Genomic DNA, 26,835 nt, shown 5'->3' on the forward strand with positions numbered 1-26,835 from the left:
AAGATACAACTTTGGAATATTTAGATTACTTAAATGTAAATATTGACATAAAAATGAATTAATTATATAATTGGCATAGCAATTTGGAAAACTACTAAATTAAATCCTTATGAAGCAAAAGAGGCTCTTTCATAAGGAGCAAGATCAAAATTCCAAAGCTAATCTAACCAACGAGGATTGCCTATGAAATACATCAGCATTCATGAAAAAGATTATGTCGCAAAACAGCAAAAACTCGCGAAGTCAGCCGAAAAAAAGACCTCGCATTTTCGCGCATGGAAAGTCGGGAAGTCATGGCTCTATGCTGCAGCAACTTTGACCTTAGTCTTGTCAAACACTCAGCTTGCTCAAGGGATTGTCGTGTCTGCGCAAGCGATAAAGTCCCTCGCCCAAGAGGAAGAACCAGTCGCAAATGCTGACGATTTGACCCCACCCCTTCAGTCTTCAACGACGGTCAATGACAGCTCACAAACGCAAGGCACGTCGCCAACCATCTCCAGCACTAACAGCACATTGGGTCCTGACCACACTGCTGGCGTTTTAGATGATGCTACAGGTGCTTCATCCTCATCAGGTTCTACAAATATGAGCTATGGGTCATTAGTAACGACAGGCTCAGACTCTGGAGCGACAGGGAACTCTACTCAGGTTACAGGAACTTGGGCAAGCTCACAGTCCACAGGATACAATGGGAATGCTTCGGGCTCTTTCGAGTCTGGTTCGGGTCAAACCTTGAGTTCTTCAGGTTCGGCAACTACATTTACTACAAACCCCAACTACCCAGGCTGGATAGGTACGGCTATCACAAGCTCAGGCTCATCAGGCTCCTCTTTTGCTGGTTTAGGAACTGGAAATGTGGATATCAACTTTTCTTCTAATCAAACCGGAAGTGCAATCACAGGAATCTCTAATAACCCAACTTCGCCAACTCTGACGGTTACCTCAACAGACACAAACGGCTCAACAGGGACAGCCACCACTCAACTTACTGCGCCAGCAACAACAGGCTCAAGTATTACATCATCAACAGGTTCGACCAGTTCAGGGGTTACCTTTACCCTTGGTTCTTCGTCAGGTTCGACACTCTCCTACATCGCAACGGGTTATACAAATTCAGATGCACCTGGTTATTCCTTAAATGACGGTGGATGGAATAGGAACCAATATTCCGGTTTTGTGGCAACAGGAACGACACTTTCAGGCGCCACAGAGCAGACAGGTGCGACAGGTTCTTGGACAACGGCAACCACAGCGACCGCCTCATCGACCATCAGTACCGCTTCGACCTTGACAGCACAACCACCGACTGACTCGACAAGTAGCAGCGATACCTTGGGTGGCGAAACCAACGCCACAGGCACGACCAGCTGGACCCACTCGAGCTGGACTTACTGGGCAAGCTCAGGCACGACCGCCTCAAGCGGCTCAACCGTCAACTCCACCTTCACAGGCTCGACCGCCTCATCAGCGACCATGGACAGCGATGGCAACTGGGTTTACGGCGCACCGACTGATACAGCGGCGACCGCTACAACGCAAAACTCCGAAGAATCCTCAGGCTCTTGGGGATTGACCGCTGAGTCCTCGACCGCATGGTCTGAAGCGACAAACATTACAACAGTGACAGAAACTTCATCGAGCACCAACTCGACCAGTACGACCGGTTCGACAAACGGTCCTTCAGGCTCAAGCTTTACCTCAAGCACATCACAAAACTCAAATTCGACAGGTACGACGAACAGTTCGTCATCTTCTAGCTCTACTGGCTCGACTTGGACGACAGGCTCCACAGGTACGACCAACTCAACCTTTAGTTCTACCTTCTCAACAGCCAGCTCAACCACGAACTCAACAGGAGGTACAGGCACAACAGCCAGTACATTGTCTAGCACAGGCACGACAGACTCTACCTTCTCATCGACAGGTACGACTGGGACAAGTTCAAGTGTCAGCAGTGGTTGGTCCGAAGCGACAAACACAGGTATTACCATCACCAATAGTTCAAGTTCAAGCAGTACAGGTGTGACATCCAACTCGACTGGACCAACAAGTTCAACAGGCACCTCAAATTCATCAGGTTCAACGTGGACAAACACCTACTCATCAGGGACATCTAGCTCTTCGTGGACTTCTGGGACGACTTTTAGTACAACTTCTAGTGAAAGTTCTGCTACCACGAACTCAACAGGAGGCACAGGGTCAAGTACTTGGACAACACAAACAACGGGTTCAACAAGTACCACAGGTTCAAGTAGTAATACATGGGTAAGTTCTTCGACAGGCTCATCCTCTATTCCACCTACTAGCCCGACGAACTCGACAGATTCAACTCCACCGACAACTCCGACGAATCCAACGAATCCGACGAATCCGACGAATCCAACGAATCCGACGAACCCAACAACTCCGACGAATCCAACAAACCCAACGAATCCAACAACTCCGACGAATCCGACGAATCCGACGAACCCAACAACTCCGACGAATCCAACAAACCCAACGAATCCAACAACTCCGACGAATCCGACGAATCCGACGAATCCAACGAATCCGACGAACCCAACGAATCCAACAAACCCAACGAATCCAACAACTCCGACGAATCCAACAAACCCAACGACTCCGACGAATCCAACAAACCCAACGAATCCGACGAATCCAACGAATCCGACGAATCCAACGAACCCAACAGGTTCGAGTTCAACTCCGACAAATTCGACCGGCACGACAGGTTCCAGCTCAACACCAACGAATTCAACCGGCACGACAGGTTCCAGCTCAACACCAACGAATTCAACCGGCACGACAGGTTCCAGTTCAACGCCAACGAATTCAACCGGTACGACAGGTTCCAGCTCAACGCCAACGAATTCGACAGGTACAACAGGTTCAAGCAGTAGTCCGACTACTTCTACAGGAATGACGACAATGGTGAGCAATAAAACGCCATCTTCGTCAGGCGCTGTTTTGCCAAAAACCGGAGATAATTCCTTAGATAATACGCTCACAATGGTTGGTGGTGCAGCAGTCATTGCGACAGCCGCAGGATTATTGTTTAAAAAACGCAAAGAAAAAGGTAAATTTAAGAAAAATTAAATTTGTATAAAAAAGAAAGCTCTCCAAAAAGGAGCTTTCATTTATGAGAGGAAAATATGGCAACAGAAGAAGAACGTCTAAAAAAACATAACGATGACCCAGATTTTTTATCTTTGGTACGCGCCGCCGATGAAATGTATATGCGCAATGCAAATAAAGCCAATCATGTTTCTTTGAAACGTGCGATTGAACTTTATCAATCAGCATTTAGCTATCTTGATGATAGTTTTGAGTTTGATAATTGCGAGCTTTATCGTAAAATCGGTGATTGCTACTATGCGATGGACGATATGGACAAGGCGCGAGTAAATCTGGAAAAAACCTTAGATTATTCAACAAGCAATGCGAGCATTTATATGCGTTTGGCAAGTATTTATTACTCTTTTGACCAAGATAAGGGCATTGAGTACAACGACCGCGCCTTTCAGTTGGATAATAACTTCTCAAACTATGGCGGACGAAATTTCCTGACAATCAAGACAGATGCTTATACACAATTAGGAATTAAAAATAAACTCGAAGAGTATGCCAGCGATTGGCCAATGAAATTTCAAGCCAATGGTACAGTCTATACTTATGAAAAACCTGCAGATGCCCAAGCACGCAAAGAAATGTTAAATAAAAAATTGCGGATTGGTTACATTTCATCAGACTTTTATAATCATACGATGATGAGTTTCATCCTGCCTTTGTTGGAACACCATGATACAAAAAAATATGAGATTATCTTATATTCGGCGGTTGACCGTCAGTATGATGATACGACAACACGAGTTATGGCTTGTGGCAATCGTTTTGTGGACGTAAGCAAGTTAAATAATTTTGATTTGGCCAAGCGGATACATGATGATGAAGTCGATATTTTAGTGGATTTGGGCGGGTTTACGCATAATCGTAGCTTCGCGATGCTTTTCAAACCCGCACCAATCCAAGCACAGTATATGGGCTTCCTCAATACTTATGGTTTCAAAGAAATTGATTATATCATGTGTGATGAGTTTACGATTCCAAAAAATAAAGCGGATTTATATACTGAAAAACCTTTGTATATCGAAGCAGGAATGGACAGATTTAACTTCACACGCAAAAATATTGATTTGCCAGAAGTGACTCCATTACCTATGGAAAAAAATGGTTACATTACTTTTGGAAGTTTTAACGATATTTCTAAAATCACGACGTCAACGATTCGTTTGTGGTCGAAATTATTGCTTGCTGTGCCAACGGCCAAACTTTTGATTTATCGTTACGGTCCACAGTTGACCGATGATAAGATTGCCCAACTCAAAGAACGTTTTAGAAAGCTTGGAATTTTAGAGTCGCGTTTGGAATTCTCACGGGAAGTGCCTGACATGCATTTTAAAGCTTATCTGAAAGCAGACGTGGCACTTGACCCAACCCCATTTGGTGGACTTTCAATTACGATTGAAGCATTACATATGGGCTTGCCTACTTTGACCATGCCAGCTGAGGGCATGCAATCACGAGGAACAGCGCGGATAAATCGAATGCTTGGTATCGATCCAGCTTTTAATGCTTTAGATGAAGAAAGTTTTTCTCAAAAAGGGAAAGCATTAGCCAATAATCTTAAAATTTTACAAGATTATCGAAAGACCTTGCGTGAGACTGTTGAACGTTCTTCTTTAAAGAATGACTTGGATGGCTTCGCTCGTTCTGTTGAAACAGCATACGAAAAAGCTTGGGCAGATTATGTAGATGTCAAATTTGAGAATGATAAATAATACTTAATACTCGTCTTCAATGAAAGACGAGTATTTTTGTATAAAAAAATAATTCATAAATTAATGTCTAATCATCAAAAAATCATGCATGAGCATATCATAATGACTTTTGGTATAATAAAAGAAATAAAAGGTGATTGAATTTTTCCTAATAAAATATGGACACTTTTTTATAATAATCCCTATTAAATTTTTTTACTAGAAAGAAAATAATGACGATTTATCTTCACTCGATTCAAATTGGAGTTTTACTCTTTTTCATTTTCCTATTTTTATCTTTAATTCCATATTTGATTGTTCAGTATCGCCGTTATGGTCGGATTAATTTTTGGCGCTTTTTTGTTAACTTTTCTTTTATTCTTTATTTGATTTGTGCCTATGCGATGACAATTTTCCCTCTTCCTCCTGTTAAAGAAGTTGCTCAAATGACAGGTCCAAAACAAAATTTAGTTCCTTTTGAATTTATTCACCAGTTTATTTTATATAGTCCTTTTAGGATAGATGAACCATCAACTTGGATGTTGGCTCTCAAAGATTCAACGTTCATTCAACCCTTCTTTAATTTACTTTTGACATTACCTTTTGGATTTTATTTGAAATATCTCTTTAAACGTTCGTTTAAACAAACTTTTATATTAAGTTTTTTATTGACTTTATCTTTTGAACTTATTCAACGTTCAGCGCTTTTTGGACTCTATCCTCGTCCTTATCGTTTGTTTGATGTTGATGATCTAATGATTAATACGCTTGGAAGTTTAATTGGGTTTGGAATTGCGGTCATTTTTAGTCGATTTTTGCCAGATTTGGATGCAACTAAGGTTGAAAGTTCAAGAGTTAGCCTCTCAAGACGTTTTATTGCCTTTTTAGTTGATCTGGTTCTTATCTTTATTATTGGAAGTCTTTTTATGCCAACTGGTTATTATTCAGAATTACTAATTTTAGGAATTGTTCCGATAGCTCTTAAGGCAACGCCAGGGCAATTATTATTAAGAATACAAATTAAAGGTAAAAATCGATTTAGAATTGCCTTACGTCAGTTTTTATCCTTTGGGAATTTCGCTTTGATTATCGCTTCAGGATTCTTTCTACAACGTTCAGGAACGATAGCTGAGGACCAATTGGCTCAAAACTTTTTACTTATCTTACTCTTTTTAGGATTAAGTCTTTTGCCATTACTGGATGTTTTAATTGCTTTTCTCTCGAAAACAAGAAAACTCTGGTATGAAAGAGTGAGTGATACTCAAATCGTAGCAAAATTGAAAACAGGAAAGGAATAAATATGACTAAAATATTTATAGTAGAAGATGATGAAATTATTGTAAAAGCAATTAAGATTGCCTTGGAAAAAGAGTTTCAAGTAAGAAGTGTCTCTAATTTTCGAGCAGTTAAACAAGAAATTATGGAGTTTGAAGCAGATTTAGTGCTGATGGATATCGGACTACCTTTTTATAGCGGATTTTATTGGACCAACGAATTAAGAAAACTTTCCCAAATTCCCATTATCTTTATATCATCTGCTTCAGATGACATGAATCAAGTAACAGCGATGAATCAAGGGGCAGATGATTTTGTGACAAAACCTTTCTCTCTGGAAATTTTAAGCGCTAAAATCAAAGCACTCTTACGCAGAAGTTATTCTTTTTCTGGAATTGAAAAATTAGAGTTTGCAGGATTTGTTTTGTCTGAAAATACTTTGAGCTTAACCCAAAATTCTGAAAGACAAGAAGTTGAACTGACCAGTTCTGAAAATAAAATTTTAACCCTATTGTTCCGTGCTAATGGCGAGGTAGTTACTAAAGAGAAAATTTTACAAGAATTATGGCAAACAGATGAGTTTATCGATGCTAATACTTTGAATGTAAAAATGACTCGTTTGCGTAAAAAGCTTGGAGAAGTTGAATTTGATAAACATATAATGACAAAAAGAGGAAGTGGCTATGCTTTGGTTTAAATATTTTAAGTCTAAAATTCCACAAATCGGTGTTTTTTTACTTATGTCAGCCATATATATTGTGACTTTTTGGCTTTGGCATTTACCAATGATGGCTTTTTTTAATAGTACTTTATTTGCCTTAATTATTTTTGTAATTTATTTAATTTCTTCATATTTCCGCTGGAAAGCAATGCGAGAAGCGGTAGAGCGAGTGATGAAAGATAATCAGGCTCTACAAAAAAAATTGGACCAACAAAATCTTGCCGAACGGGAGATGGAAGATATTATTAGAGTCTGGTCGCATCAGATGAAAGTTCCATTAGCCGCCATTGATTTAATGACACAAACACAAATTGATCCTAAAGAATTGAAAAATCAGGTTTTTTCTTTAGAAAACTATCTAAAGATTCTTCTTGAGTATCAAAGAATTAATAATTTGGCTACCGATTTTAGATTTGAAAAGGTGAGCATGTCCTCACTGGCAAAAGAATTAGTAAAAAAATATAGTAGCTTCTTTATCCAAAAAAATCTTTCCATTCAAATCGAAGGGGAATGGTTGGTAAATAGCGATCAACGCTGGTTAAGTTTAGCTATAGAACAACTGCTTAATAATGCTGTAAAATACACTAAAGAAGGTGGAATTTTAATTCAAATCAAACCAGGTGAAATCAGAATTCAGGATACAGGGATTGGAATCTTAAAAGAAGATGTTCCACGTCTTTTTGAACATGGATTTACAGGTTATAATGGTCGGATTCAGCAAAAATCAACAGGTCTTGGACTCTATCTAGCAAAACTTATTTTGGATAAACTAGAATTTCAAATTGCAATAAGTTCTGAAATTGGTGAGGGAACTTGTGTGATGATTAAGAAAGAGTAAAGAATGAAAAAGATATTAATTATAGGTCTCGGACTGATTGGAAGTTCTATAGCCCTAGGCATAAAAAAAGCCCATCCTGAGTTTGAAATTCTTGGTTCGGACCGTGAAGAGGTTGAAAATATTGCTCAAAAACGTGGGATTATTGATTCTAAGGTCGAATTAGTTAAAGGAACCCAAGAAGCAGATATTATTATTTTAGCTGTACCAATTTCAGCGACTCTGGAGCTTTTAAAGCAAATTGCAACGTTTGATTTAAAAGATGGACTTTTGATTACTGATGCTGGTTCAACCAAGAGTGAGATTGTCGAGCTAGCTAATCAACTTTTTTCTGGGACAAAAGTAAAATTTATCGGAGGACATCCGATGGCTGGCTCTCATAAATCAGGAGTAATGGCAGCAGATATTAATTTATTTGAAAATGCTTATTATGTTTTGACAGAAGAAAGTCAAGAATTAAGAGAATTACTTAAGGGACTTCATGCTAAATTTATTATTTTAAATGCCAAGGAACATGATAAAGTAACGGGGCAAGTGTCTCATTTTCCACATATTTTGGCTTCAACTCTGGTCTGGCAATCAGACGATTATGCTAAAGAGCATCCTTTAGTCAAACATTTAGCTGCTGGAGGTTTTCGTGATTTAACGAGAATCGCTGAGGCTGACAGCTTAATGTGGACTAGTGTTTTATTATCAAATCCAGAAATTACGATTGACAGAATTGAGAATTTTAAAAAACACTTAGATGAAATTGCTTTAAAAATTACAAAAAGAGATTCCCAAGCTATTGAACACTTTTTTGAAGAAGGTAAAAAGATTCGACAAGCCATGGAAATTCATAAAGGGGCACTGCCAAACTTTTATGATTTGTTCATCTCGGTTCCCGATGAAAAAGGAGTTGTTTTACGAGTTTTAGCACTCTTACAGGATTTTTCGATTACAAATATCAAAATTAATGAAGAAAATCGTGAAGATATTCATGGTCAACTGCAAATCTCTTTTAAACGAGCAGAAGATTTGCAAGAGGCGCGTGAAATTATTGAAAAAGCAACTGATTTTACAGTTGTTTGATAAAGGTTAAAGAACTGACATTCTTAGTCTTAAAATCTTAGGAAGAAATGATAAAAATAAGAGGGCCTTGAGCGCCCTTTTATGCTATAATAAATACTAAAAAATGTTTAGGAAAATAAAATGAAATTAAAAATAAATTCACAAGGGTTAAAAGGACATTTAAAGGTTCCAGGAGATAAATCAATTTCACATCGAAGCATTATGTTTGGCTCAATTGCCAAAGGAAAAACAATCATTCATGATATTTTGCGTGGTGAAGATGTGTTATCGACCATTGAAGCATTTCGAGCTTTAGGAGTTGAGATTGAGGACGATGGTCAAGTTATTACTGTGCATGGTCAGGGGATTTCAAAACTTAAGGAGCCAGAAAAAGCACTGGATATGGGAAATTCTGGAACTTCAACTCGTCTTTTATCGGGTATTTTAGCAGGGCTTCCTTTTGAAACTACGTTGTTTGGGGATGATAGTTTATCCAAAAGACCGATGGACCGTGTCGCAACTCCGCTTCAAATGATGGGGGCTGAAATAGTTGGACAAACTGATAAGGTTAAATTACCGATGACAATCAAAGGAAGTGCCCATTTAAAAGCAATCGATTATGTCCTTCCAGTCGCTTCGGCCCAAGTAAAATCGGCGGTAATTTTTGCTGCTTTACAAGCAGAAGGATTGACAAAAGTTGTTGAGAAGGAAAAAACACGCTCACATACAGAAGAAATGTTAGTTCAATTTGGTGGAAAAATTACTGTTTCTGATAAAACCATTCTTGTTCCTGGCGGGCAAAAACTTATGGGGCAAGAGGTGACGGTTCCTGGTGATATTAGTTCAGCAGCCTTTTGGCTTGTAGCTGCCTTAGTTGTTGAAAATTCAGAACTTATCTTGGAAAATGTGGGAATTAATGAAACAAGAACGGGTATTTTAGAAGTCATTCAGGCAATGGCTGGCCAGTTGGAAATTTTAGAGCAAGATGAGGTGGCAAAAGCCGCGACTCTAAAAGTAAAAGCGAGTCAACTTAAGGGAACTGAAATATCGGGTGATTTAATTCCAAGATTAATTGATGAATTACCAATTATTGCGCTTTTGGCTACACAAGCCGAAGGTAAAACAATTATTCGCGATGCGGCTGAACTTAAAGTTAAAGAAACCGACCGGATTGCTGTTGTGGCTGATGCACTCAATAGTATGGGGGCAAATATTGAACCAACAGATGATGGAATGATTATTCAAGGTGGAACAAAATTGCATGCTCCAGAAAATGCAATTAATACTTTAGGCGATCACAGAATTGGGATGATGGTTGCAATTGCTGCACTTTTGGTTAAAAATGGTGAAATTGAACTTGAACGAGCTGAAGCGATTCAAACGAGCTATCCAAGTTTCTTTGATGATTTAGAAAAATTGTCAGGAAATCTTTAAAATTAAGTGATTGGAAGTACAAAATGAGTATCATTTTAATTGGATTTATGGGTGCCGGAAAATCAACGGTGGCAAAACTTTTAGCAGAAGAATTTACTGATTTAGATCAATTGATTGAAGAAGAGATTGAAATGCCAATTGCCACTTTTTTTGAATTATTTGGAGAAGCTGATTTTCGTAAAATTGAAAATGAGGTTTTTGAGCTTGCTGTTCAAAAAGATATTATTATCGCAACTGGTGGAGGAATCATAGAAAATCCAAAGAATTTAAATGTTCTTGATAGAGCATCACGAGTTGTATTTTTGACTGCTGATTTTGATACTTTATGGAAGCGAATTTCCATGGATTGGCAGAATGTTCGACCTTTAGCTCAGGACAAAGAAGCTGCTCAACTTTTATTTGAAAAAAGAATGAAAGACTATGCAAAAGTAGCTGATTTAACGATTGATGTTACTGATAAGAGTCCAGAGCAAATTGCAGAGCTGATCAGAGAAAAGTGGGAGATAGAGTAGGATGAAAATTGCATATTTAGGTCCACGAGGTTCTTTTTGCTCAGTCGTAGCCGAAGCAGCTTTTAAATCTGAGGAGTTGTACTCTTATGCAACTATTTTGGATGTCATTGAAGCCTATAATGAGGGCGAATGTGATTTTGCACTAGTTCCTATTGAAAATTCGACTGAAGGAACGGTCAATATGAGCATTGATAAAATTTTTCATGATTCAAATGCCAAGGTTGTGGCCGAGTTTGTTCTTCCAATTTCTCAAAATTTATTGGCGGTTTCTAAAGAACAAAAAATTGAGCATATTTACTCTCATCCTCAAGCTTTGGCTCAAACGAGAGTTTATTTGAGAAAATTTTATCCTCAGGCGCAGGTGGAAATTACTGAGTCCACTTCGGCAGCGGCCGAGTTTGTGAAAAATAATCCGGACTTGCCCGCAGCAGCGGTGGCAAATTCTTTTGCAGCTAAAATGTATGATTTGGAATTCATTGCTAAAAATATTCAAGATTTGGCGGGGAATTCGACTCGATTCTGGTTACTAGGAAAAGAAAAGCAATCCTTTGATTTAAATCAAACAAAGGATAAGGTGACTTTGGCTTTGACGCTACCTGACAATTTGCCAGGAGCATTGCACAAAGCAATTTCTGTTTTTGCTTGGCGTGATATTGACATGACTAAAATTGAGTCACGTCCTTTAAGGACACGTTTGGGACAGTACTTTTTTATTATTGATTTAGAAAATAATGCAACGAACAGTTTGAAGATTCCTTATGCTCTTGAAGAATTGACAGGCTTGGGAGTAAATGTTCGATTGTTAGGAAATTATTCAGTATATTCATTAGGTGAGGTGTAAAGGTGAGAATTTATTTTGTACGACATGGTAAAACGGAGTGGAATTTGGCACGGCGTTTGCAGGGACAAAAGGGAGACTCACCTTTATTGCCAGAATCTTATGAGGCAATTAAACGCGTTCATAAGTTTTTAGAACCGATTGAATTTGACAAGGTTTTATCAAGCCCTCAAAAAAGAGCTTTGACAACGGCAGATTTACTGACCAATCAGTCTGTAAGTACTGACAAGAGATTATCAGAATGGAATTTTGGTGAATTAGAGGGTTGGTTCATTCGTGATGCAATCGCTAAGTACCCTAAGGAAATGCATGATTCTCGCTTTGAATTAGATCAATTTGATGGAAGGGCTTTTGGGGCTGAATCAGTGACTTCAGTTTTGTCACGCTTTGATTCTTTGGCTGAGGACTTATTGAATTCTAAAATGGACAATGTACTTTTAGTTGGTCACGGAGCTTCTGGGACGGCTGGAATGCGACATTTGGCTGGATTCCCAATCGCTGAATTACGTTCTGTTGGTGGTCTAGCGAATAATACAGTTACAGTTTTGGAATCAAATGGTAGCAATTTTGATTTGAAAATTTGGGATAAACAGCTATGACGGATAAAACTTATGTTACAGGCTCAATTGAAGCTATTTTTTTCTCTAATCCAAGCAATTTTTATAAAGTTTTATTAATTGAGATTGATGAAACAAATGCTGAATATGATGATTTTGAAATTGTGGTCAATGGGACAATTGGCGATGTGGTCGAAGGGGATTCTTATACTTTTTATGGGCAATTAACCCAGCATCCAAAGTATGGGGAACAATTGCAAGTCAGTCAATATGAAAAGGCTGTGCCAACGTCTGGTGCTGGTTTGGTCAAGTATTTTTCATCAGATAAATTTCCAGGGATTGGTAAAAAAACGGCAGAGAAAATTGTTGAAACTTTTCCTGAAAATACGGTAGATTCTATTTTAGAAGCGCCTGAGAAATTGGATGGTTTATTAACTCTAGCCAGAAAAAATTCATTTATCAAACGTTTGCGTGAAAATCATGGTATGGAAAAAGTGCTGACCAAGCTTGCGGAGTATGGCTTGCCAAGTAAACTCACTTTTCAAATCTATGAGTTGTACAAAGAGGAAACGATTGAAAAAATTGAGGAAAACCCTTATCAACTTGTGGAAGAAGTTAAAGGAGTGGGCTTTAAAACTGCCGATAAGATTGCGAGTGAACTAGGGATTGAAGCGGATAGTCCAAATCGTTTTCGAGCGGCTTTGATGCACGAGGTAAATACGCATTCGCAAGCAACGGGTGACACTTATATTGAAGCTAAAAACTTGCTGGAATTGACGATTGATTTACTTGAAGAAGCCAGAAATATTGAGGTCAATCCAGCTGAAGTTGCTGCGGAAATCAACGGTTTAATTATTGATGGAAAAGTACAGCAAGAAGGAACGAAAATATTTGAAAATTCCTTGTTTTTTGCTGAAGACGGTATCCGAAAATCACTGACAGCCTTAACTAATCGTTCGGGAAAAGATTTTGCTGACGAAAAGTTACTGACAGTTTTGGAAGAGGTAGAAAAAGATTTAGAGATTACTTATGATGAACTTCAGAAACAGGCCATCATTGGAGCGATGAATCAGCAATTTTTCATTTTGACTGGGGGACCAGGAACGGGGAAAACAACGATTATTAATGGTTTCATTGAAACTTATGCCCGTCTTTATCAGTTAGATTTAGACCCTGACCATTATAATGATGACATTTTTCCTATTTTACTGGCGGCACCGACTGGTCGCGCTTCAAGACGGATGAATGAGTTGACTGGACTTCCAGCAGCAACCATTCATCGGCACTTAGGCTTAGGGCAAGATGAGGCAGAAGATGCGCTTGGTAATGAGTTGTCAGGTTCACTTTTGATTGTCGATGAATTTTCAATGGTTGATACTTGGCTAGCCAACAAACTTTTTCAAGCCATTCCTGGTTCAATGAAAGTCCTTCTCGTTGGCGATGCTGACCAACTTCCTTCTGTGGGCCCTGGACAAATTTTTGCAGATTTATTAAAAATTCCAGAAATTCCGTCAGTAAAATTGGATAAGATTTTTCGTCAGGGAGATGATTCAACGATTACCGATTTGGCTCATCATATTAAAGATGGACAATTACCTGCAGATTTTACGGTGAAAAAAACTGACCGTTCTTATTTTGAAGTGAGTGCTAATTTTGTACCACAAATGGTGGAGCAAATTGCTAGTGCTTGGCAAAAAAGAGGAAATAATCCTTTTGAATTACAAATTTTAGCGCCCATGTATAAAGGGGCCGCTGGGATAAATGCAATGAATATTCTCTTGCAAAATCTCTTTAATCCGCTTAATGACCGACTTGAATTTGTTTTGGGTGATATGAAATTTCGTGAAGGAGATAAAGTATTACATTTAGTCAATGACGCTGAGGCCAATGTATTCAATGGAGATTTGGGACAAATTGTTGAATTGATTGCAGCAAAATATACTGACAGTAAACAAGATGAGATTGTGATGGATTTTGATGGTCAAGAATTGACCTATCCCAGAGCTGAATGGTATAAAATTACGCTTGCTTATGCCATGTCTATCCATAAATCCCAAGGTTCGGAATTTTCAACGGTCATCGTCCCGATGGTCTCTTCTTATTCACGGATGTTAGAGCGAAATTTACTCTATACAGCAATAACGCGGGCAAAGCAAAGCTTAATTTTATTGGGTGAAGAGCGTGCCTTTGCTCAGGCTGTGGCGCGTGAAGGAGCCAATCGAAAAACTTTTCTCGTTGAGCGTTTTAAGGATGATCAGCCTGCCGCAGAAAATCTGTCAGTAGATTCCTTAACTAAAAAAGTTACTGACAAGAAGGAAATATCTAACAAAGAGAAAAATTCTGGATCAGCAGCAGACTTAGACTTAGAAAATTTTTCTGTCAGAAAAAAAACAGGACCAAAAGTTGAGGAAATTTCATTATTTGATGAAGAAACTGAAAGTTTGGGGAATGGAATTCTAACAGAAGCGCTAATTTTATCTGGCAATTTTGATCCCTTAATTGGATTGACTGAGCAAGATTTTGCGATTTTTAATAAATAAATAAAAAGACTGACAGAAATTTCTGTCAGTCTTTTTATCTTCGTCAGTAATTTTGGATATAAAAAAATCTGTCAAAGAGACAGAAATTTTTTCTTAGCCAAGTTTAGCAGCAAGACGTGCTTTATCGCGTGAAGCTTTGTTAGCGTGGATAAGGCCTTTAGATGCAGCTTTATCAATTGTTGAAGAAGCAGCTCTGTAAAGTTCTTCTGAAGGTGCAGCTTCAAATTTTTTGATAAGAGTACGCATTGCAGATTTTTGTTGTGCATTGCGTTCGTTCGCGATTTTATTCAATTCAGCACGTTTGATTGCAGATTTAATGTTTGCCATTTTAGTCTCCTTTTATTACTTTTCATAGAAAAGCGGTTGATGTATGTCCCAGGTGGGCACACTACACCCTCCAAGATTTTTCTAATACCTATCAATTATACAGGAATTTTGAATTTTTGTAAACTCTTGACCTTTATTTTTTTTGAAAAAAGTCGAAAAATACTTTTGAAAAATAATAAATAAATAAAAGCTGAAATAAGATAAAGAAGCGAATTTTCAAAATTTTACAAGCATTAAAAATAAATTTCTAAGCATTTAAAAAGAAAAATTTAATCTAAAAAGAGAGGATATTGTATTGACAAAGAGAATTAACGTGTTATAATCAAGTCATGAATTTAGATGAAAAGCCGTGGTTTAACGACGCAGAATATATGAGTTATGTCGGTCATCTGTTAGAAATGGATGAGCTAAAAAAGCTTGATGGGATTACACATCACTATACTTCAACACGCTTGCAACACTGCTTGCGGGTAAGTTATGTCTCTTATCTCATTGCGAAAAAACGTGGCCTCAATGCCAAAGCAACAGCTAGAGCTGGACTTTTGCATGACCTTTTCTATTATGATTGGCGCAATACAAAATTTGCTAAAAGCCATGCCTATGTGCATCCGCATATTGCTTACCGTAATGCGCGCAAGCTGACGACTCTGTCAGACCTTGAGAAAGATATCATCATAAAACATATGTTCGGTGCGACAATCAATCCGCCACGCTATAAAGAAAGTTGGATTGTTACTGCTGTTGATAAATATGTAGCTACCCTTGAAGGGTCAGTTAACCTTAAATACAAATGGAATCGTCGTAAGCATTTTAAACGTTTACCTTATTTCAGTATTGACTAAAAAAAGAAAATAAAAGCCTATCAATTGATGGGCTTTTTTAATTTACTGACAGTTTTGTGAAATTTTTCTAGGGAGCTTGTCAGTAAAAAGAAACAAGTCTCATCAGAGATTCTTCAGACTATGTTAGAATTATAGTGTAAGATATAGATTCCGCATCAATAAAATAAGGAGGTGAGTCTATGAAAAAAGTAAAGGTATTTTATAATGAAAATTCGGGAAATAATGATGAAGACAAAGTTTTAAAAAAGATTAAGGATTTTTTTGCGAGACCAGAAAACTCAGACTCCCAAGTTGATTTTATTAATCCAGAAAGTCCTGAGGACGCCATTCGTTTGGCCAAAAAAGTAAGTCAGGAGCAAACCGATTTAGTGATTGCTCTTGGAGGTGATGGCACAATCAATAAAATTTGTGGCGGTGTGTTTGAAGGTGGAGCCAAACCGATTTTAGGAATTGTACCAAATGGAACGGTCAATAATTTGTCAAAATCACTTCATATCCCACAAGATTTAGAAGAAGCACTTGATAATTTAAATCATGGAGAAATTCAAAAATTTGATATTGCTAAAGTCAATAATGATTATATGACTTCTAGTCTGACCATGGGAATTTTGGCAGATATTGCTCAAAATGTGAGCGGTTCTGAGAAGAAAAAATTTGGCCCTTTAGCTTATCTTAAGGACGCCTACAAGGTGATTCGCTATAATAAAACGTATCGCATCAAAGTTAAGTATAATGGAAAAACGAAATCATTAAGAACAAAACTATTATTGATTACAATGACGGATACGATAGGAGGAATGCAAGCTTTAGCACCAAAAGCCAAAGTGGACGATGGACTTATCCGCGTTTATTCACTGAAAGAAATTAATTTGTTCAATATCCTCTTTCATTTGAATAAACTTCGTAGAGGTAAATTTGAAGACTTTATGGAAATGACTCATTTTGACACGGATCATTTAGAAATTCTCACACATTCAAAGAAAAAGAAAGACAATCCTTATTCAAGAATTGATGGGGATAAAAGTGACCCGCTTCCATTAGATATTAAAGTTTATCGAAAAGCGCTGACAACGCTTGTTCCTAAAAAGGAATAAGCCTTCGGTCAGTAAATAATAGAAATAAAAAATCAGACCTAAGACTGATGACAAAAAGACCAAATTTTGATAAAATAGTCTTAGAATTAAATTAAAAAGGGAGGCCAAATATAATGAAAAATATGAATGACAATGATGTTATCTTTGACCAACGAAGCGACGGATTGAATGCATTTTTTAGTAAGATTTATGCATTGATGGGAGCAGGAGTCTTAGTTTCTGCATTAGTTTCTTGGATCATGATTACATTTTTCTTAGATAACATGAGAGCAATTCTCCAAAGTGGAAGTTTATTCTTCCTTGTACTCTGGATTATTCCACTAGTGATGGTGGTATCACTTCAAGGTTTAGCAATGAAAAACTCAAAAATGGCATTACCGATTTTTATCGGATATGCAGCATTTATGGGATTCTTGATTAGCTTCACTCTTTTGATGTATACCGCAACTGATATTACCTTAGCTTTTATTACAGCATCAGCAATGTTCTTTGGTTTATCTGTTTATGGACGATTTACTAAACGTAATTTATCTGGTATGGGTAAAGCTTTGGGCGTCGCAGTTTGGGGCTTGATTGTCGCAATGTTGCTTAATCTCTTCTTTGCTAGTACTGGACTTACAATCCTTATTAGCCTAGTAGGTGTTGTGATTTTCTCAGGTTTGATTGCTTGGGATAATCAAAAAATTACACAAGTTTATAATGCACACAATGGACAAGTGAGTGATGGTTGGGCAATTTCAATGGCACTTTCACTTTACCTTGATTTTATCAATATGTTCCTCTTCCTACTCCGTCTTTTCGGTATTGCAGGTGGAAATCGCGATTAAAAATAAAAATTACTGACAAAGATTCTGTCAGTAAAAATAATAAAAAAGCTCTGCTATCAGCAGAGCTTTTTTATTTTATAAATCCTTAACAATCACATAGTTAATTTCTAGAGGACCGTGAAGACCGACTACAAGTTGCATTTCAATATCCCCAGAATTTGAAGGACCAGAAATAAAGTGAATAGTGGAACCAGGCTTCTTGTTTTTATCAAACCAGTCAGCAGCTTGAGTAGAACGAGGCAGCATCCGACTTAATGGAATCACAGAAATATAATGCGTAGGTAGAAAATGCAATGACCGCCCCTGACCAGCTTCAGACTCGACCACGATGGTTGCCGATTCAGCAAGGAAAAATTTGGGAACAGCTACAACAACATTAGAATTTTGAGCGGCTGTGATATTTTCATCACGAAATTCTTTGCCGATTTTCCATTTCACCAAGTTCTCAGAATTAACATTTATCCCTAAATTTTTAAATTCATCTGTTGTAGGAATCATGACTTGTCCACCACCAGATTTATCAATTAATTGACGAATGACTTCATTCATTTCAGAAGAAGTTGTTTCAACTAAATTTGCGGAGACTCGTTCGGATTGAACCTTGGCAATTTCTAACAATTTATCAGAAGTCAAATCAGCTAAATGAGTCTCAGGCAAATCTGAAATTGGCACATAAGGCTCAAAGGGAAGTTCCACACCACCACGTTTTTCAAACAAAGTTTCCAAGAATTTTGTACGATTTTCAATAGTTCCAGTCATTTTTATTTACCTGCCTTATGTTTTTTATACCACTGACGGAATTGCTCTTTGTGCGGAGGGGCAATTGGTAAATCGCGCACATCCGTCCAACCTTTGGCTAATGCTGGCGCTTTTCTGACCGCACCATATTCAAAAATTGAACCTTCAACAGTGACTTCTTTAGCTTTAGGTAAGACATTCAGACCCGTATGCGCCATATTGATAGCCATGCCAAACAAAGCTGGACTGCTCGTTCCTTTCCCAATCGTATTCATTTCAAAATTAACAAAAGAGCCGTCATGATGCATATTGAGATCATCTTCCATGACCTTACGATGTTCAATCAAAAGTTCATGCAAAGGAATTTTGACAGGACAAGTTTCGGTACAAGCCCCACAAAGCGTTGAGGCGTAAGGTAAATCGCCATATTGCTCATAACCACCTAAAACAGGCGATAAGACAGAACCGATTGGACCCGGATAAATCGAACCATAAGCATGTCCACCAATTTGACGATAGACTGGGCAAACATTCAGACAAGCCCCGCAGCGGATACATTGTAAAACAGCTTCAAAAGCAGTTCCAATCGCATTAGAGCGTCCATTATCGACAATTACAACATGGAAATCCTCAGGACCATCAGATTCATCGTCAGCCTGCTGACCCGCAAAAGTAACATAAGTTGTCAGTTTTTGGCCAACAGCCGAGCGAGCCAGCATATTATCTAAAATTTCAGCTTCTTTGATAGAAGGCACAATCCGTTCCATTCCCATCAGTACAATCTGTGTCTTAGGAATTGAAATCGTCAAATCAGCATTTCCTTCGTTCGTTGATAGATTAATATCCCCCGTATTGGCAATGGCAAAATTACAACCGGTAATCCCTACTTCAGATTTCAAGAAAAGTTTACGCATGGTATCACGCGCACAACGTGCCAGATTGACAGGATTATTATCGCCTTCATAGCCTAATTTTTTAGCAAAAATTTCGCGGATTTGATCACGATTTTTATGTAAAGCAGGAAAAACAATATGTGAAGGTTCGTCCCAGTCAGCTACTTGCAAAATAAATTCGGCAAGGTCGGTTTCTAAAATATCCATATCGTCAGCCAGTGAGACCAACATTGGATCAATATCCACTTCGGTAGTCACCATTGATTTTGATTTGACAATCTTTTTGGCATTCTTTTCAAGAACAATGCGTTTAACATAATCATTGGCTTCTTTAGCATCAGCAGCAAAGAAGACGTGACCACCACGAGCGGCCACATTATCTGAAAACTCTGTCAGATAATGGGGGAGATATTTCAAAGTATGTTGACGAATTGATTCTGCGATATTGCGCCATTCCTGCCAATTGCCTAGTTCATCACGTGCTGATTCTCTCTTGTCCCATTGAGCATCTTGTGCTTTAGCCACCGCAGCCTTGGCAAATTGGTCTTTTTTACTTTCTTCTAAACGTTCAGCGAAAGTTTTTGTACTTGTTGAAAGTCCCATTTTCTCCCCCTATGCTCTTATGAATTCTGGATTTTTCACAGTATCGATTCGTTCCAAATCAACATTTGTGTTTAAAATTTCGGCGATATGCATCACTCTTATTTTTTTGCCTTCACGATTTAGTTTTCCAGCAATATTCATCAAACAACCAAGGTCGGCAGAGATTAAAATTTCAGCACCTGTTGATAAGATATCATTTGTTTTTTCAGTGACCATCATTTCCGAAATTTCAGGAGATTTAACTGAGAAAGTTCCACCAAAACCACAACAATTTTCCAAATGAGGAAGAGGAAGAACTTCGAGTCCTTTGACCTTATCTAGTAGGATAAAAGGAGCTTCTCGTTCACCTAGAATTCTGGTCATGTGGCAAGAGCGGTGATAAGTTGCTTTTTCGCCATTAAATGTGGCACCAAGATCTTCAAGACCTAAAACCCGATAAAGAAATTGAGTGAATTCATAGGATTTATTCGCTAAATCAATTGCTTTTTGCTTATAAGGGTCATCTTCAGCGAACATATGGGGATATTCTGTAAACATCCCTGAGCAAGAACCAGCAATCCCAACGACATAATCAGAAGATTCAAAAGCATCAATCTGATTTTTGATTGTTGGCATGGATTCTTTAACTAATCCTGAGTTATAAGTAGGTTGTCCACAACAAATTTGTTCTTCTGGCAAATCCGTTTCAATCCCCAAACGTTCAAGGACTTCAACCATGGCAATTCCAACTTGTGGAAACATTAGGTCCATCACACAAGTGGAGAATATTGAAACTTTCATAAGTGCTCCTTAGTATTTTGAAATCTTTGTTAAATATTGGACATCTTCTAGAGATGTATGCTCTTTCATTATAAGCCGATTCATTTACATTTTCAAAAAATGGAGCTGTCAAAAGAATTTGACAGACTGTTGTTTATTGGGATAGATTAAAAAAATACCAGTCAGAGACTGGTATGAGCATTATTTATCGGGAGTTAAAAAGAGTTTTTCGAGTTGTCTAGCCACCCCATCCTCATCATTTGTCCAAGGAAGAATTTCACTGGCGTAAGGAGTGAGCCTAGCAGAAGCATTTTTCATAGCATAGGCTTGAGGTGCAAGTTTAAACATCTCAATATCATTATGTTCATCACCAAAAGCAATAAGATTTTCTAGCGGGATATCAAGAACTTTAAGAAGGTGATTAAGGCCTGAAGCTTTAGAGATTCCTTTAGGGACGACTTCTAAAATTCCATTTGGACCACCCCAAACGCCCACATCTATCTTGCCATTATAATGACGTTTCATTTCCTCAGCTAAGGCTAATTTATCTTTTTGACGAGTCGAAAGAAGTACCGCGTGGGGATTTTCGGTAACTCGGTCTGCTCGGAGACGGTTATAAGGTTGGAATTTTTCTACACCAAAAAGTTTAGGTTCAACCTTACGGAAAGTGTTTAGAAAGAACTTTCTACGATATTCAACAGCAAAAAAATGTAGATTAAAGTTTTGCTGATGACGCAGAAGATCAAAAATAAAAGAACGGTCAATATAATAAGACTTAGTGTGTTCCCAGTTTTTATCATTTGGCATTGAAATCAAAGCACCATTAAAATTGATGACCGGGCTAGTCAACTCAAGCTCACGATAAACATCCAAAGACATTCTAAAAGGACGTCCAGTTGTGATGCAAATAATATGTCCAAGTGATTCTACCTGTTTAAAAATATATTTGGTATAACGGCTGATTGAACGTCCATCGGACTGCAAAGTAGTACCATCTAAATCAATTGCAATCAGTTTACGTTCTTTGTAGTTCTCCATTCAAACTCCCCTTAGTCTAAAATTTAGTTATCAATTTATTCATTATAACATAGATATAAGCTGGAAAGGAATTACTCAAGTTCTACGAACAAGAAAGGGCTTTTCAAAAAATTCGTTCGTCATTACCGAACATTTTAAGGATTTGAAGTAATTTTTCTACTAAAAATCTTGTTTCCTTAATCAAAACTGATTAGAATAATAATATAATGTTTTTTATTTTATGACGTGTTTGCTTTTTAAGCAAAGACAACTTTTTATCAAAGGGTTGAAATTTTAATCTTAGACCCTAAAAGGAGAAATTATTCGTGAACAAGTTCTTTAAACTTGAAGAAAACGGCACAACAGTTGGCCGTGAAATAATGGCTGGATTGACTACATTCTTTGCCATGAGTTATATCCTCTTTGTTAACCCACAAGTTTTGGGGACAACAGGGATGCCTGTCCAAGCAGTTTTCTTAGCAACTATTTTAGCTTCTATTGTTGGGACACTTGCAATTGCTTTAATCGCTAATGTTCCTTACGCTCTGGCTCCAGGAATGGGCTTAAATGCTTTCTTTGCTTACACGGTTGTATTGTCACTCGGTTACACTTGGCAAGAGGCCTTGGCAATGGTCTTCATTTGTGGGATCATCAATATTATCATCACTTTTACTTCAATTCGTAAAGCAATCATTCTTGGAATTCCAGAAAGCTTGCAACATGCCATTGGTGGTGGGATTGGGATTTTCATTGCCTACATCGGGATTAAAAACGCTGGAATTTTGCGCTTCATCGCTGACCCAGGAACTTATGTGAACAATCACGGAACAATTACAGCAAATTCATCAATTGTTCCAGAACTTGTAACTTTTAATAACCCAGGAGTGTTGGTAGCACTTGTTGGGATTGTCGTGACAATGTTCTTTGTTATTCGTAAATGGCGCGCAGGTATTTTGCTTTCAATCTTAGTAACAACTATCTTGGCTCTTTTGACTGGCGTGGTTAAAGTTGATGTGAATACTTTATTTGCTGAAAATAATTTGGGGACTGCAATCAATCAAATGGGAACAACCTTTGGCGCAGCATTTGGTCCAAAAGGATTTGGTTCTTTATTTTCTGATTCATCACGTTATATTGAAGTATTAATGACAGTTCTTGCTTTCTCATTGACTTCAATCTTTGACCCAATCGGAACTTTCATCGGAACTGGTCGCGCGACAGGAATCTTTACTGATGAAGATTTGAAAGACATGGAAACAAGCCATGGTTTCTCCTCAAAAATGGACAAAGCCTTGTTTGCTGACATGATTGCTACTCCAATCGGAGCAATTTTCGGAACATCAAATACAACCGTTTATGTTGAGTCTGCTGCCGGAATCGGTGCAGGAGGACGTACTGGTCTTGCATCAGTTGTAACAGCAATTATGTTTGCTATCTCAAGCTTGTTCTTACCACTTCTTGCGATTGTTCCAACACAAGCAACAGCACCAATTTTGATTATCGTTGGGATGATGATGCTTGGTTCATTTAAAGAAATTAAATGGGGTGATTTGACAGAAGCGATTCCTGCTTTCTTCGCCTCAGTATTCATGGGACTTGCTTATTCAATCTCTTATGGGATTGCAGCTGGATTTATCACTTACATCCTTGTCAAATTATTCACCGGAAAAGTGAAAGAAGTTAAACCTGTCATTTGGGTCGTTGCTCTCTTGTTCTTAATTAACTTTGCAGTATTGGCTGTCTTATAAACAATAAAAACTCATCAAAAATATTTGATGAGTTTTTTTATTGAAATTTATGGATTACAAAACTAGAAGTGTAATCATCTTTTCAAATAAAACAAATTTATTAGTTATTTGAACAGGTTAAAATCCCAAAAGGAGTGCAAGATAAATAGGTTATTCAAAATAAAAGTAATAAAATTCGAATATTTAATAAATTGTGGTAAAATCAAATCATGAAAAAAATCATTTCTCTTATCGTGAGTTTTATTGCAGTCTTTGTTATTGGTATCTTCATTGGTCATTCTATTCTTCCTCCACACCCACTTGTAGCAGCAAAAGACCGTCCTATTTATCCGACGATTTATATTACTGGCTCAAGTGGAGCGGCTTCAACGATGGATACAATGATTAATAGCATAACTGTGGACAAAGACACTCGTGCTAAAAAAGGACTGACGATTGTCGTTGATACAGAACATAATTATTCACTCAAAGTGACTGGAACAATTGACAAACGTAATGAATATCCGACGATTGAGGTCGGAATGGTCAAAGGAACTAATAATTCCAATAAATATGAAGCCTCATTAATGGCTATCATGTCTTATCTCGGTAAGCACTATAACGTTGCTTATGCCAACGTTTTGGGCTATTCAGCTGGTGGCGGTGGTGTTTACCGGTATTTGATTGACCATGGTTATGACCGGAGCCTTCCGCCGATTAAAAAATTTGTTTCTCTTGATGGTCAGTACAATGCTTGTACGGCACAGCCTGACCAAACGCTGGCGCAAGTGCTTGCTGACGGACCAAAAATCAAAACAAAATATTATGAGTTTTGGTTGCAAAATTACGAACGAGTGGATAAAAATATCCAAGTTGTGCTACTAGAAGGAGCTTACGATACCGAAAAAGAAACTGATGGAACAGTTCCCTGGGCTGACGGCTTCTCGATTTATCCTTTGCTGATAAAAAATGGAAACTCTGCTACTCATTATCTAATTGAAGGACCAAACACTAAGCATACGGAAATGCCAGACAATCAAAAAGCAATAGGCTATGTTAAAACATTCTTTTATGAATAAGCTTTATTTAAAAACGATAAATTGTCTCTATTTGGGGACAATTTTTTATAAGGTATTTACTATAAAAGAACAGGCAGTCAGTAAAATACTTCGTTTAAATCATAGAGCCTGATGTATTGACAGTTGGCTTTAAGTAACGGTATAATTAAATTATGGATTTGAAAAATGGAATATTTATTTTTGGAACAGTTCTGACAATATTTTTTGCAGGACTGACTACTATTTTCTGGTGGAAAATCAGAAAGTTGAACGATTTACGGACCTTACGATTGGGGCGCTTATCCTTTTTTGCCTTACTTTTTTTGTGGGTGACGATAAATGGAATTATTGGTTCTGGATTAGCCTTGACAGAATTACAACAAAAAGTATTACTTTGGCTACTTTTTGCTGAAATATTTATAATATTATTATTGATACCAATGACAATAGGAATCGTTGTTCCCATTAGTATTGTTGTTTTAACGATTAAAATGTGGCGAAGAGAGTCAAAATCCATTGGTAATCTTTTATTACCTATTGTTGTTTTGGCATTTTTACTAATTGACTGGGTTTATCTGTCTATGGGAAGACTACCAGATAGTTGGATTTGGTTGAAGATTTTAGGAATTGTTTATCCAGTCCTATCAATTTATTTGGCTTGGCAGTTTGGTATTTTCTTTTTATCAAGTTGGGTTTATGGACGACGCGTTCGAAAACAAAAAGCAGCCTATCATGTTGTCTTAGGGGCAGGTCTTATTCAAGGAGAGCATGTTGGAAAATTATTAGGAAATCGAATTTTAGCAGCAGTCAAAGCTGTGCGAAATAATGAAACTATTTTAGTTTTTTCAGGCGGACAAGGTCCAGATGAAAAAATTTCAGAAGCGAGAGCCATGCAAAAATATGCAGTAGAAGTGCTCGGCTTTCCAATTGAGCGAACTATGCTTGAAGACCAATCTAGAACGACATATGAAAATTTGGTTTTTTCTTCTCGCCTAATTAAAGAAAAATTTATGTTCTTCACTTCCGATTATCATGTATTTCGGGCGGCGCTCTTTGCAGCAACTTTAAAAATTGATGCTCAAGGAGGAAAAGGAGGAAAAACAGCGATGTATTATCGTGTTCCTGCCTTTATTCGTGAATTTATTGCAGTTATGAATTATGAAAAGAGAAAACATATTAAATGGGTGGGAATCATTGTTGCTTTTTTCCTTGTTATTGCTATCTTTTCGCAAATCGGTTATCTTTGGAATAATAAATAATAGTAGAAAGTTACTGACAGACTGGTTAGTAACTTTTTTGTGACAAAATTATATTTTTCTCGTATAAAATAGTATGCTGACAGCAATTGATGAAAATAATAAAATAATAAACTTACTGGAATTAGACCGCAAAGAATTGACTGGAAAATTTTATTGTCCTTCTTGTCATTCAGAACTACTTATTAAAAATGGCCAGATAAAAGTTCTTCATTTTGCCCATAAATCTCTAAAGAGCTGCAATTTATGGTTGGAAAATGAGTCAGAACAGCATTTAGGTTTGAAAAAAATATTATATCAGTGGTTTAAAAAGACTGACAAAGTCGAAATAGAACGCTATTTGCCCGAACTTAACCAAAGACCAGATTTATTAGTCAATGACAAAATCGCTATTGAGATACAATGCTCTCATTTATCTATTAAGCGCCTCAAAGAACGTACAGAAAATTATAAGGCGCATGGCTTTAAAGTGCTTTGGTTGATGGGAAAGGATTTATGGCTGGCTGAACAGGTGACAGAACTTCAAAAAAATTTAGTTTATTTCTCGGAAAATAGAGGATTCTTTTATTGGGAGTTAGATTTTCAGAGGAAAAAATTAAGATTAAAATCTCTTATTCATGAGGATTTACGTGGCAGAATCATTTGCTTACAAGAGGAAATTCCTTTTGGAAAAGGACGACTTATTGCGCATTTACGCTTACCTTATTTGGCTCAAAAACTGGTGAAAATTCCTACTTTTACAGATCCTAAACTTTCTAGTTTTATTCGTCAGCAATTATACTATCAATCACCAAAATGGATGAAAATTCAAGAAAAATATTATCAAAAAGGAGAAAATTTACTGACGAAAAAATTTGAAGGTCCATACATTGCTCCACTAGGTTTAAATTTACTAGAGAGTTTTACTGACAAAATGACAATCACAACTTTTACTCAGATTGATCAAAATGTTAAGCTTTACTACGAAAATTTTTTTATAAATTTCCAAAGAAATAGCCTTGAAATGCTCTATCCTCCCCGTTTCTATGCTATAATGGGAAAGCAGAAGAAGGAAAAATAATAGGATTTTATTATTTTATTTTATTCTCATTATTAATAAGAAATAAGAGTTTTAA

At 37.4% G+C, this 26,835-nt stretch carries 23 protein-coding genes; 18 read left to right on the top strand and 5 right to left on the bottom strand.

The window, feature by feature from the left end; translation table 11 throughout:
• Positions 1-183: 183 nt before the first annotated feature.
• From RSC39_RS03595 to RSC39_RS03645, 11 genes are all read left to right on the top strand, one after another.
• Positions 184-3,096: an LPXTG cell wall anchor domain-containing protein gene (locus tag RSC39_RS03595; RefSeq protein ID WP_332535166.1), complete on the top strand. Its 2,913-nt coding sequence runs from the start codon at positions 184-186 to the stop codon at positions 3,094-3,096.
• Between the two features lie 56 nt (positions 3,097-3,152).
• Entirely contained in the window at positions 3,153-4,838 is a 1,686-nt protein-coding gene (locus tag RSC39_RS03600) for a hypothetical protein (protein ID WP_063281041.1), read from the top strand.
• Positions 4,839-5,050: 212 nt separating this feature from the next.
• A complete protein-coding gene (locus RSC39_RS03605; protein WP_332535169.1) occupies positions 5,051-6,115 on the top strand; it encodes a VanZ family protein in 1,065 nt (354 codons plus the stop codon).
• A 2-nt stretch (positions 6,116-6,117) separates the two neighbouring features.
• Complete coding sequence (locus RSC39_RS03610; protein ID WP_011835677.1) at positions 6,118-6,789, top strand: response regulator transcription factor; 672 nt, start codon at positions 6,118-6,120, stop codon at positions 6,787-6,789.
• Positions 6,776-7,651: a sensor histidine kinase gene (locus tag RSC39_RS03615; protein WP_021037673.1), complete on the top strand. Its 876-nt coding sequence runs from the start codon at positions 6,776-6,778 to the stop codon at positions 7,649-7,651. Before RSC39_RS03610 ends, RSC39_RS03615 begins: the two co-directional genes overlap by 14 nt.
• 3 nt (positions 7,652-7,654) lie before the next feature.
• Positions 7,655-8,719: a prephenate dehydrogenase gene (locus tag RSC39_RS03620; RefSeq protein ID WP_332535172.1), complete on the top strand. Its 1,065-nt coding sequence runs from the start codon at positions 7,655-7,657 to the stop codon at positions 8,717-8,719.
• Positions 8,720-8,839: 120 nt separating this feature from the next.
• Complete coding sequence (gene aroA, locus RSC39_RS03625) at positions 8,840-10,132, top strand: 3-phosphoshikimate 1-carboxyvinyltransferase (protein WP_332535175.1); 1,293 nt, start codon at positions 8,840-8,842, stop codon at positions 10,130-10,132.
• Between the two features lie 23 nt (positions 10,133-10,155).
• On the top strand, positions 10,156-10,644 hold the full coding sequence (locus RSC39_RS03630; RefSeq protein WP_332535177.1) for a shikimate kinase: 489 nt from the start codon (positions 10,156-10,158) through the stop codon (positions 10,642-10,644).
• Between the two features lies 1 nt (position 10,645).
• Positions 10,646-11,485 carry a prephenate dehydratase gene (gene pheA, locus RSC39_RS03635; protein ID WP_332535179.1) on the top strand — a complete coding sequence of 280 codons (840 nt, stop codon included), beginning with the start codon at positions 10,646-10,648 and terminating at the stop codon, positions 11,483-11,485.
• A gap of 2 nt (positions 11,486-11,487) precedes the next feature.
• Entirely contained in the window at positions 11,488-12,081 is a 594-nt protein-coding gene (locus RSC39_RS03640) for a histidine phosphatase family protein (protein ID WP_063281048.1), read from the top strand.
• Positions 12,078-14,579, top strand: coding sequence for an ATP-dependent RecD-like DNA helicase (locus tag RSC39_RS03645; RefSeq protein ID WP_332535182.1), 2,502 nt, complete (start codon positions 12,078-12,080; stop codon positions 14,577-14,579). The genes RSC39_RS03640 and RSC39_RS03645 overlap by 4 nt, the downstream gene beginning before the upstream one ends.
• A gap of 93 nt (positions 14,580-14,672) precedes the next feature.
• Here RSC39_RS03645 and rpsT read toward each other — a convergent pair whose 3' ends face one another.
• Entirely contained in the window at positions 14,673-14,906 is a 234-nt protein-coding gene (gene rpsT, locus RSC39_RS03650; RefSeq protein ID WP_011676734.1) for a 30S ribosomal protein S20, read from the bottom strand.
• A gap of 329 nt (positions 14,907-15,235) precedes the next feature.
• On the opposite strand from rpsT, the gene RSC39_RS03655 reads away from it, so the two are divergent.
• The 3 genes from RSC39_RS03655 (at position 15,236) to RSC39_RS03665 (ending at position 17,669) form a co-directional block, all read left to right on the top strand.
• Positions 15,236-15,748 (top strand): HD domain-containing protein, encoded by a 513-nt coding sequence (locus RSC39_RS03655; protein WP_011835669.1) that lies wholly within the window; start codon positions 15,236-15,238, stop codon positions 15,746-15,748.
• 179 nt (positions 15,749-15,927) lie between these two features.
• On the top strand, positions 15,928-16,842 hold the full coding sequence (locus tag RSC39_RS03660) for a diacylglycerol kinase family protein (protein ID WP_021037666.1): 915 nt from the start codon (positions 15,928-15,930) through the stop codon (positions 16,840-16,842).
• Between the two features lie 113 nt (positions 16,843-16,955).
• Complete coding sequence (locus tag RSC39_RS03665) at positions 16,956-17,669, top strand: Bax inhibitor-1/YccA family protein (RefSeq protein WP_021165613.1); 714 nt, start codon at positions 16,956-16,958, stop codon at positions 17,667-17,669.
• A 75-nt stretch (positions 17,670-17,744) separates the two neighbouring features.
• On the opposite strand, the gene RSC39_RS03670 is transcribed toward RSC39_RS03665, so the two are convergent.
• The 4 genes from RSC39_RS03670 to RSC39_RS03685 all read right to left on the bottom strand — a co-directional run bounded on the left by RSC39_RS03670 (position 17,745) and on the right by RSC39_RS03685 (position 21,700).
• Positions 17,745-18,428: a lactate utilization protein C gene (locus RSC39_RS03670; protein WP_332535185.1), complete on the bottom strand. Its 684-nt coding sequence runs from the start codon at positions 18,426-18,428 to the stop codon at positions 17,745-17,747.
• A 2-nt stretch (positions 18,429-18,430) separates the two neighbouring features.
• A complete protein-coding gene (locus RSC39_RS03675) occupies positions 18,431-19,903 on the bottom strand; it encodes a LutB/LldF family L-lactate oxidation iron-sulfur protein (protein WP_021037663.1) in 1,473 nt (490 codons plus the stop codon).
• 9 nt (positions 19,904-19,912) lie between these two features.
• Positions 19,913-20,683, bottom strand: coding sequence for a (Fe-S)-binding protein (locus RSC39_RS03680; protein WP_332535188.1), 771 nt, complete (start codon positions 20,681-20,683; stop codon positions 19,913-19,915).
• Between the two features lie 180 nt (positions 20,684-20,863).
• A complete protein-coding gene (locus RSC39_RS03685) occupies positions 20,864-21,700 on the bottom strand; it encodes a Cof-type HAD-IIB family hydrolase (RefSeq protein ID WP_063281054.1) in 837 nt (278 codons plus the stop codon).
• Between the two features lie 305 nt (positions 21,701-22,005).
• Here RSC39_RS03685 and RSC39_RS03690 point away from each other — a divergent pair, with 305 nt between their 5' ends.
• From RSC39_RS03690 to RSC39_RS03705, 4 genes are all read left to right on the top strand, one after another.
• A complete protein-coding gene (locus RSC39_RS03690; RefSeq protein WP_012898314.1) occupies positions 22,006-23,427 on the top strand; it encodes an NCS2 family permease in 1,422 nt (473 codons plus the stop codon).
• A gap of 209 nt (positions 23,428-23,636) precedes the next feature.
• Positions 23,637-24,485, top strand: coding sequence for an alpha/beta hydrolase (locus RSC39_RS03695; protein WP_063281055.1), 849 nt, complete (start codon positions 23,637-23,639; stop codon positions 24,483-24,485).
• Between the two features lie 152 nt (positions 24,486-24,637).
• Entirely contained in the window at positions 24,638-25,723 is a 1,086-nt protein-coding gene (locus tag RSC39_RS03700; protein ID WP_332535193.1) for a YdcF family protein, read from the top strand.
• A 73-nt stretch (positions 25,724-25,796) separates the two neighbouring features.
• Positions 25,797-26,780 (top strand): competence protein CoiA family protein, encoded by a 984-nt coding sequence (locus RSC39_RS03705; RefSeq protein WP_332535195.1) that lies wholly within the window; start codon positions 25,797-25,799, stop codon positions 26,778-26,780.
• Positions 26,781-26,835 lie beyond the last annotated feature (55 nt).

The sequence above is a fragment of the Lactococcus sp. genome (assembly GCF_036648155.1).
Taxonomy (GTDB): Bacteria; Bacillota; Bacilli; order Lactobacillales; family Streptococcaceae; genus Lactococcus; species Lactococcus cremoris.

What these genes read in the sequence shown, in the direction of transcription:
- RSC39_RS03595 (WP_332535166.1), top strand. Translation starts at nt 184, where the DNA reads ATGAAATACATCAGCATTCATGAAAAAGATTATGTCGCAAAACAGCAA.
- RSC39_RS03600 (WP_063281041.1), top strand. Translation starts at nt 3,153, where the DNA reads ATGGCAACAGAAGAAGAACGTCTAAAAAAACATAACGATGACCCAGAT.
- RSC39_RS03605 (WP_332535169.1), top strand. Translation starts at nt 5,051, where the DNA reads ATGACGATTTATCTTCACTCGATTCAAATTGGAGTTTTACTCTTTTTC.
- RSC39_RS03610 (WP_011835677.1), top strand. Translation starts at nt 6,118, where the DNA reads ATGACTAAAATATTTATAGTAGAAGATGATGAAATTATTGTAAAAGCA.
- RSC39_RS03615 (WP_021037673.1), top strand. Translation starts at nt 6,776, where the DNA reads ATGCTTTGGTTTAAATATTTTAAGTCTAAAATTCCACAAATCGGTGTT.
- RSC39_RS03620 (WP_332535172.1), top strand. Translation starts at nt 7,655, where the DNA reads ATGAAAAAGATATTAATTATAGGTCTCGGACTGATTGGAAGTTCTATA.
- aroA (WP_332535175.1), top strand. Translation starts at nt 8,840, where the DNA reads ATGAAATTAAAAATAAATTCACAAGGGTTAAAAGGACATTTAAAGGTT.
- RSC39_RS03630 (WP_332535177.1), top strand. Translation starts at nt 10,156, where the DNA reads ATGAGTATCATTTTAATTGGATTTATGGGTGCCGGAAAATCAACGGTG.
- pheA (WP_332535179.1), top strand. Translation starts at nt 10,646, where the DNA reads ATGAAAATTGCATATTTAGGTCCACGAGGTTCTTTTTGCTCAGTCGTA.
- RSC39_RS03645 (WP_332535182.1), top strand. Translation starts at nt 12,078, where the DNA reads ATGACGGATAAAACTTATGTTACAGGCTCAATTGAAGCTATTTTTTTC.
- rpsT (WP_011676734.1), bottom strand. Translation starts at nt 14,906, where the DNA reads ATGGCAAACATTAAATCTGCAATCAAACGTGCTGAATTGAATAAAATC.
- RSC39_RS03655 (WP_011835669.1), top strand. Translation starts at nt 15,236, where the DNA reads ATGAATTTAGATGAAAAGCCGTGGTTTAACGACGCAGAATATATGAGT.
- RSC39_RS03660 (WP_021037666.1), top strand. Translation starts at nt 15,928, where the DNA reads ATGAAAAAAGTAAAGGTATTTTATAATGAAAATTCGGGAAATAATGAT.
- RSC39_RS03665 (WP_021165613.1), top strand. Translation starts at nt 16,956, where the DNA reads ATGAAAAATATGAATGACAATGATGTTATCTTTGACCAACGAAGCGAC.
- RSC39_RS03670 (WP_332535185.1), bottom strand. Translation starts at nt 18,428, where the DNA reads ATGACTGGAACTATTGAAAATCGTACAAAATTCTTGGAAACTTTGTTT.
- RSC39_RS03675 (WP_021037663.1), bottom strand. Translation starts at nt 19,903, where the DNA reads ATGGGACTTTCAACAAGTACAAAAACTTTCGCTGAACGTTTAGAAGAA.
- RSC39_RS03680 (WP_332535188.1), bottom strand. Translation starts at nt 20,683, where the DNA reads ATGAAAGTTTCAATATTCTCCACTTGTGTGATGGACCTAATGTTTCCA.
- RSC39_RS03685 (WP_063281054.1), bottom strand. Translation starts at nt 21,700, where the DNA reads ATGGAGAACTACAAAGAACGTAAACTGATTGCAATTGATTTAGATGGT.
- RSC39_RS03695 (WP_063281055.1), top strand. Translation starts at nt 23,637, where the DNA reads ATGAAAAAAATCATTTCTCTTATCGTGAGTTTTATTGCAGTCTTTGTT.
- RSC39_RS03700 (WP_332535193.1), top strand. Translation starts at nt 24,638, where the DNA reads ATGGATTTGAAAAATGGAATATTTATTTTTGGAACAGTTCTGACAATA.
- RSC39_RS03705 (WP_332535195.1), top strand. Translation starts at nt 25,797, where the DNA reads ATGCTGACAGCAATTGATGAAAATAATAAAATAATAAACTTACTGGAA.